Source organism: Dehalococcoidia bacterium (assembly GCA_028711995.1).
GTDB lineage: Bacteria > Chloroflexota > Dehalococcoidia > SZUA-161 > SpSt-899 > JAQTRE01.
This window is the reverse complement of record JAQTRE010000148.1, coordinates 1-7,045: the sequence shown is the minus strand read 5'-3', so window position 1 is coordinate 7,045 and position 7,045 is coordinate 1. Positions and strand designations below refer to the sequence as shown.

Here is a 7,045-nt window from a genome sequence, read left to right as displayed (position 1 = left end):
CCGACCTTTGCCGATCCTGCCGCGAATCGATCAACGGCGAAATGGTACATCTCGGCCCTTGTAACGTCCATCCCGTCAGCAATCCCACAGTTTTTCAATACTTTGTCGGCATAGTCGCGCCACGTTTGCGGAAGATACCCCTTCCGCATAAGCTGATACAGGCCGTCATGGTAAAGGCCGCACCGCATGTTCGATTCGTCGTCGATGGTGGGCCCCGAACATCCATCCCAGGCGTAGCCGTGGCGAAACCAGAGCAAGCCATTTTCGTATAACCGGACATACTCGTTGCCAACAAAGCGGATCTCCGGCCCCGGTTCTTGAGGGAATCCAATCGGCGCATACTCACCCACAAAACCGGGGAACGGCAAGAACAGGCTAAGGCTATTTGCGTGATCTTCAGCAACGACATATTTGTACCCTGCCCGGTATGGAACTTGCGTTCCCTTTAGGTCCTGTGGTCTTATCATGGCGTCCTCACATCCATGTGCCCATGTGAATAGAGCACAGAGTCGAACCTGTGGAACATCTTATCATCAATCGATATATGTTTTGCAATCGCCGTCGACCACACGTCCGACCCAACCCGCAAATCTGCCGGCGAGGTATCCCGCCATTCCTGGCCCGGGGGATAGTGCGGAACGGCAATCTCGCGAAACGCATCCCTGAGTCTGTCCATTGCATCCCGGTCGAGTGTCCCGTCTGGCTTCTTCGGATACTCAAAATCCATGCATCCGTCTGGGTGAGCACCGCGAAGGATAAGCAGCGGCACCTTTGCCTGATGTGAGATCTGCCAATAGATCCGCCAATAGCGGGAACTCATGATGTTGTCCATGATCTTTGGACTGGCAATCAGGTGATCGTCAGACTTGAGCGGGATCATAGCCGAACTATCGACGTAGGGGTTGGCGGCAGAGACAACCGGGCCGGTTTCCTGAATATCCGCCGGGATGATGGGTAACTCCGGCTTCTCTGCTTTTTCAATCTCATCCGCCAGTGCCCGGAGGCGGGCGGCGATTTCGGAGGGGGTCATTTTATTTCAGCCTCAATGTTTGAGAGCGAGTATGGTAACTGGTATGAAGGTTACGATAACTCGGATTCTCCTTAATCTTGCTCAGTAATTCTTTATCTAACTCAGTTTTGTATGCTTCCGCGTCTTCCTGTTTTTCAAATTTATCTTTAGAGTACCACTCATCAGGTGTATCAATCGGCGTTGATGAGTCAATTACAGCAAAAACCTCGTAATATTCAATTTCTTTCATCTCACCCCTCCCTCAGCATGACATAACTCTGAATGCGTTTCGTCCATCCAGCGGCAAACTTCACCTGGTCTTTATCGCTCCGGACCATGTTCTGGATACGGTCGATCAGGCCGTCGTTGACCAAATCGGCATAGACGACGAATTGGAATCCATTCAGGCAAACAAACAGTACCTGCTCATCCTTTTTGACCCATTTATTAATCGCCGGCAACGTCTCTTGTGTTCCGATAATTCCATCAACTTCAATTTTCTCGCCAAGGTAATTCAGGGCCGTTTGAGTAATGACGGCTGCCATGTGTATCCCCATGTTAATCCCTGTGTCGAAGATCTCTGCGGCGACCACACAGGATTGGACTTCATGCAGACGGAGCGGCAACCAAAAACCGGTCTTGAAGATCGCGCGTGTCTGGGCGACGGTAAGATCTTTAATATCCGATGTGCCCCAGATAATCCCACGCCGCAACGCATCAAGGAAGACAGCTTCGGTCACGCCGTACTTTGTCCTCCCGCCGCGGTCGCCGGAGACGTCGCTGTACCCTTTTTCGGCGGCAATGGTCTTTTCAAATGCGTATTCAAATGCGTCCATTTATTGTTCCCTTCGCGTTTCCATCATTCATCCCTTCGACACATGATGAATAAGAATCTCTCTTATTTCGCGGATATCGTGATGCATTGCTTCCATTTTTGTGCAAGTATTATCCTGATCCCGCTCGACCGAATCATGCCGCAGATCACACTCTTTGCGCGAGGGCCTGGAAAAATGGATATACGCTATCCATGCCGCAAGAGGTCCGCCTGTAACCAGAGACCATATATCCATTCACCCGTCCCCCTTTATCGTCTGGGCCGGAGCCCGGTCGTTTTGCCTCATCGTATTTAGGGCAGGTCAGCCCGCCCGGTCCTTACTGAATCGTAATACTGCCCGCCCCCGCTGTCCCGGTCGGCACCAGCGTTGCGGAGCCGTTGTCGGTACGGCAGGTCAGCGTCCCCATTGAGCAGTCGGCCTCGATGGAGGTGATGTTATAGATATTCCCCGTCCATGTCCCGCCGCAGGTGTCTTCGGTGTAGCTCTCGACATGATATCCAGAGGTTACCGTCCGCAACAGTTCAAAGGGGTTTCCATCGGCTACTTGTGTCGTTAGTGGCGGATAAACCGTGCATCCGTTCCCTGAGATAGTTGGGGAGGTTACAATCCACGGTCCAGCCGCGCCTTCAAGCGAACCATTAGTCAATGATTTTGCTGGGTCGAAGGCCGCTAAATCGTTCCCCGAACCATCCTCCACCCCATTCGCCGTTCCTGCCCAATCGATGGTACAGACTTCATTGGCCTGGATAGGCCCGCCCGTAATGTCAAACGCCCATGTACTCGTTCCATCGCCCGTACCGTGGGCAACGGTCAAGCCTTCCGTCACCGAGCAGGCCAAGGTCCAATCCCCATCTGCGTATCCTGCGCCTTCCGAGACAGTCTCGGCAAAATTCACAGTGAGAACAACCCCGTTTACATCTATGTTTCCAGAACCAAACGTAGGCGCGGTTTCATCCGGGCCGAGGTCAAGCCGAGATGGATTCGGATAGGTATATGCAGAATATACCGCAGTCCAGGTATCTGTGGCCGTGCATCGAGATAGTGTTTGCGTTCCAGTATGCCAATACAGAGCATGTGTGGTGCAGGTTTCAGGGAGAGACGTTCCCTCTCCATAAGTGTTATGAGCTGACCCCTCGTAATAATCTGACCACCAATCTCTATCTATTTGGATAAAGTTCGCATACTGATCTGCGCCACTATAATCCCTCCTGTGCCCCCCTTGATATCCCGGACGCTCTGTAAAAGTATTGCCAAAAACATAACTATTATTAACTTGCATGGGGCAAGGATAGGTCGTACACAAAAGGGGAGTTCCGCCAAAGTTGGGATCACCGCTTATTGGAACGGCATGATATCCACCATCTTCGTGATCCTGGTTCGCGCAAGCAGTTAAGTTACAGGCTACATCAACCTGATTATCCATGAAACCAACGATATAATACGGATACCAACCAGTGTTGGAAACCGTATTTTTATAGACATAACTTCTGCCGCCACGGGGTTCGACTATACCCTGCCCGCCGAAACTCGGATCAGCAGGATTGGCAAATTTATTGTCGTAAACCTCCAGACAATACGTCCCCCAATTCGTATCCATGTCCCTATAGGTATAACAATGCCCATGACTCTCAATAACATTAGAGGAAATGCTATAAGTTGCGCTCCCCGTAAATAAGTTTCCCCTTATTACGACCCTCGCACCTTCATCCGCGTCAATGATATTTGTCTGTGTAGCCGTTGTCAGTCTAAATTCATTATCCTCTATCCAGGAAGTTTTACTGGTAGATGAACTCCCACACGACCCTCCTATGTCCCAAGAAGTTTTCCCGGCTCCAATTATGTAGAGCGTTTCATAACCGGGCTGAGTGACCAGATTCCGATAAAATCTCAAGCCGGAATTGTCCCGTTTTTGTGTTACAAGGCGAGCGTTGCAGTTATCAAAATGGTTTCCATATATATCAAGATTCGTGTATCCAGCTACCGGAGTGATGATAACTGCATTTGGATTCGCTATAGTCATGTTTTGGAAAGTGATTCCGGTGATCACTACATTATCTGCCGAGACGGTGAACCCCTTCCCTGTTATAATGGTGGAATCAGTAGCTGTCACCACATAGGTAGACGCATTTCGAGAGGTTGTCGTCTGACCTTTAATCGTTAAGGCTCGGTCAACAGTTACCCAATCAGCCCAAGTCGTTTCTTCGCAAGAAGGAAGTTCTATGGTTGATCCATTCGGGTAAGTAGTTGTATCTGCTATGGCTGTGTCGAGAGTGTCTTTTGCACAATCCGCAAGCGGCGTGGCAAGAGCAAGAGTCGGCCAAAGGAACGCAAGTAAGCAGCTAAGTGCGAGTTTCTTCATGGGTTATTATCCTTAAAAACAATCATCCGTCCTCCACTCCCAATTTTTAAATTTCCAGGTTGATGCGGCGGTAATAGCAGTCAGAGGTGCGCCCAGAGAAACCCCCTGCCAAATAGGCATGGCGGTATTGTTATCCACACCCTCTACCTTAGGATCAGCCGTCCCTGACCCATTGAAATAACAGTATATGTTCCCCACATCCCCAGCGTGGAGATAATGACATTTAATGCTATAATCTGTATCAGGTGACAATGAAACGCTTAGCGAATCAGTATTTTCCCCGAAAGCGTCATTTACCAATACCACAACAAGTTGTGAGATGTTTCCGTCGCCGTTTAAAAGAAATTTCAGGTAGCCCTTCTCATTCCCTGCTGCGTTTCTAAGAAGTGCAAACTTATGCGACGTAGTGCCCGCAGCGATGGCGGTGACATCCGATAAATTAAAAGTAACCTGAAACCAACCCTCAGCAACACCAGAGGCAAGTGTTTTTGTTATGTAAATATCATCTCCATCCCCACTGTGAGTGATTACGTAGTACCCACCAGAAATAGCACCTTCGCTATTGGGATCGGTTTCGGAGGTCCAGAGGGAAAGATCGGTTCCGAGAGCATCTTCGTGGAGGGAAGTACCACATGCCGCCGCACTCCCAGCCCCGGCGATATAGGGATTCATCCGGGCAAGCTGAAATGGTTCGGCCGCAAAGGACGCTGAGGCCCACAAGAGTATCACTATGATGAGTAATCGCTTCATGGTTAGTACCCCGCAATACCGATGATCTTAGCCTTATATTTTATCTCAATTCCGATCACAAGAGGTTCACCACCTGCGTAATCGCCCGCTGCTGCGCTCGAAAACTCAAGCCGCGCCAATCCACCTGCCATCAGACTCCAATCAGCGTTTGATTCGGCGGAATAGTCAGTCATCATTACCTGAAATTGATCGTCATCCGTGGTCAATTCGTCAGCTATGGTAAGGGCCGTTCCTGCCGCCCCCGCAAGCGCCCCGCTGTTCGCAACGACACTCCCGGCCATCGAGAACACAACCGTCTCGTCCGCTGAAGCATCGGCAGACAGGGCGTAGATTACCCGGTATTTCACCCCACCTATATAGTCATTCGGGATAACCCACCAGAAAACAACGTCATCGCCTTCTGAGAACGAACGGCCGATTGCCGTAGTGGTGCTGATTTCAGCCGCCGCCGATGGAGCTGTGGTCCCATCTTCTGCATAGCGGATAGGAAGATATTCTGTTTTCGTGATTATGGTGTAGTTGGTGCCAGTGTCTACAAAAGAGCGAACCTGTGCGCCGTCGTACCATTTAAACGTACCGCCTGAGTTTGACCCGGTGTCCGTTGAGTCATGCTTAAACTGCCCCGGGGTGGTGCTAGGGTCGGAATCGGAGGAGGGAGCGTTAATTTCGCTAAGTGCCAGTGTCCCGCTCGGCTTGACAGGATTCATCAATTCCCATCTCGTATTGGCAAGGTCGTATTGCAAAACACAGATCATCCCTGCCGCTCCAATATCCCCGGCACTCAAGGCGACGCCGCCGTGTTTGACGATGGTATGGGCTGTCAGGCCGTCAGGGGCGAAAGAAGGCGTTGTGCTGGTATTCGCACCGGCTGATCGGAACCGTGCAATGGTCTTGTCGGCCAAAGTCTTGTCAATGGTGTAGTTAGCCGTGATCGCGTCAACTGTGCCGCCACCTGCCACGATCTCATCGGAGGGGAGGAGGTCTGTTGATGCGATATTGCGATACCCATTGCCGTTTCCAAGGCCGACAACAGGACCGGAAATGCCAGCGGCAAGAGAAGGAAAGTCGGCATCGGCGGCTTGGTACGTCCCTGACAGGTCCGGTATATTCCCCGCATGGATATTCGTCGCCCCCTGGTCGGCGGTCCAGTCAACTACAGATGCCGCAGTGGCCCACACCCCCTCAGTTCCGGCACAGACGGCAAAAGTGGAAGTGCCAGAAGTACAGACTGGCTTTGATGCTGTGAGGCCCGTAGCAGCATTCTGCTTCTTGTCCAGCTCCGTCTTGAGATTTACATCATCCACGATGCATCCGCCAGTCACCCCTGCCGTTACCTCCGCAGCAGTGCAGAAACGGGACACGCCCGCTACGGCTTCGGTGGCGGGGGTGGAGGAGGCGCTGCCGGATACCACCGGCCCCGCCCATGCCGTTCCAGCCCAAACCAAAATCGCTATAATTATGAATAGTTTTTTCATGATGATGAATCTCCTCTATCTATGGAATCGGTGTATGCGCCAATGCGCCTACGGCGTCATTCCAGACGCTCGTCGCCCCAACTTCGACGGCGAAGACTGGCTTTGCCGTCGTGGAGTTCCAAACCTGTTTACCGATGTATTTCCCGACAGTGTTGATCGCATGAGCTGAATTCTCAAGCTCCGCAGTGGTGGCTGTCTGTAGCCCCGGCAGCGGACCCTCGCTTGCCCATTCGCCTGGAGTGCCACCATCCACACATCTCCAGGCCATCGGTGCGCCATAACCATTCGCCACCCAGTTTATCACCCGGTCACCCAACCTGTGAGTCCCCGCCACAGGAGCCGCCGTGCCATAGGATATGGCACTCCAAACCTCATCCGTCCCATCATAACCGACTACGATTGCCTGGTAGAATTCCCCCTGGGACGTCTCCGCCCAAGTACTGCCGAAGGTGGCACGTATGGCATCCCAAGGCTCAAATGGACCGGCTCCACGAATTAGACGGATATCTCCCGCCGGCACATCGACAGAGGTGTAAAATGGCAAAGTGGCAAAACCGTCTATGTGATTAGAGACAATCTCAATATGAGGAATACGCCCTCCACCGAGATTGATCGC

Annotated in this window: 9 protein-coding genes; all 9 read right to left on the bottom strand. The window is 51.7% G+C overall.

The annotated features are described in order from the left end of the window. Nucleotides 1-467, bottom strand: a 467-nt coding sequence (locus tag PHV74_14010; protein MDD5095471.1) for a hypothetical protein, incomplete at its 3' end; no start/stop codon positions are given. Further along, entirely contained in the window at nt 464-1,030 is a 567-nt protein-coding gene (locus tag PHV74_14005) for a hypothetical protein (protein MDD5095470.1), read from the bottom strand. The genes PHV74_14010 and PHV74_14005, both read right to left, overlap by 4 nt. A gap of 1 nt (nt 1,031) precedes the next feature. Beyond that, nucleotides 1,032-1,259, bottom strand: a complete 228-nt coding sequence (locus PHV74_14000) for a hypothetical protein (protein MDD5095469.1) — start codon at nt 1,257-1,259, stop codon at nt 1,032-1,034. Nucleotide 1,260: 1 nt separating this feature from the next. Further along, a complete protein-coding gene (locus PHV74_13995) occupies nt 1,261-1,845 on the bottom strand; it encodes a glycosyl hydrolase 108 family protein (GenBank protein ID MDD5095468.1) in 585 nt (194 codons plus the stop codon). A gap of 27 nt (nt 1,846-1,872) precedes the next feature. Then, the gene (locus tag PHV74_13990) at nt 1,873-2,079 is read right to left on the bottom strand and encodes a hypothetical protein (GenBank protein ID MDD5095467.1); all 207 of its coding nucleotides are present in this window, start codon (nt 2,077-2,079) and stop codon (nt 1,873-1,875) included. Between the two features lie 82 nt (nt 2,080-2,161). Continuing rightward, the gene (locus tag PHV74_13985; protein MDD5095466.1) at nt 2,162-4,204 is read right to left on the bottom strand and encodes a hypothetical protein; all 2,043 of its coding nucleotides are present in this window, start codon (nt 4,202-4,204) and stop codon (nt 2,162-2,164) included. 12 nt (nt 4,205-4,216) lie between these two features. Further along, nucleotides 4,217-4,954 carry a hypothetical protein gene (locus tag PHV74_13980; protein MDD5095465.1) on the bottom strand — a complete coding sequence of 246 codons (738 nt, stop codon included), beginning with the start codon at nt 4,952-4,954 and terminating at the stop codon, nt 4,217-4,219. Nucleotides 4,955-4,956: 2 nt separating this feature from the next. Then, nucleotides 4,957-6,429: a hypothetical protein gene (locus PHV74_13975; GenBank protein MDD5095464.1), complete on the bottom strand. Its 1,473-nt coding sequence runs from the start codon at nt 6,427-6,429 to the stop codon at nt 4,957-4,959. A 19-nt stretch (nt 6,430-6,448) separates the two neighbouring features. Then, nucleotides 6,449-7,045 (bottom strand): hypothetical protein (locus PHV74_13970; GenBank protein MDD5095463.1); only part of this gene is annotated, 597 nt, incomplete at its 5' end.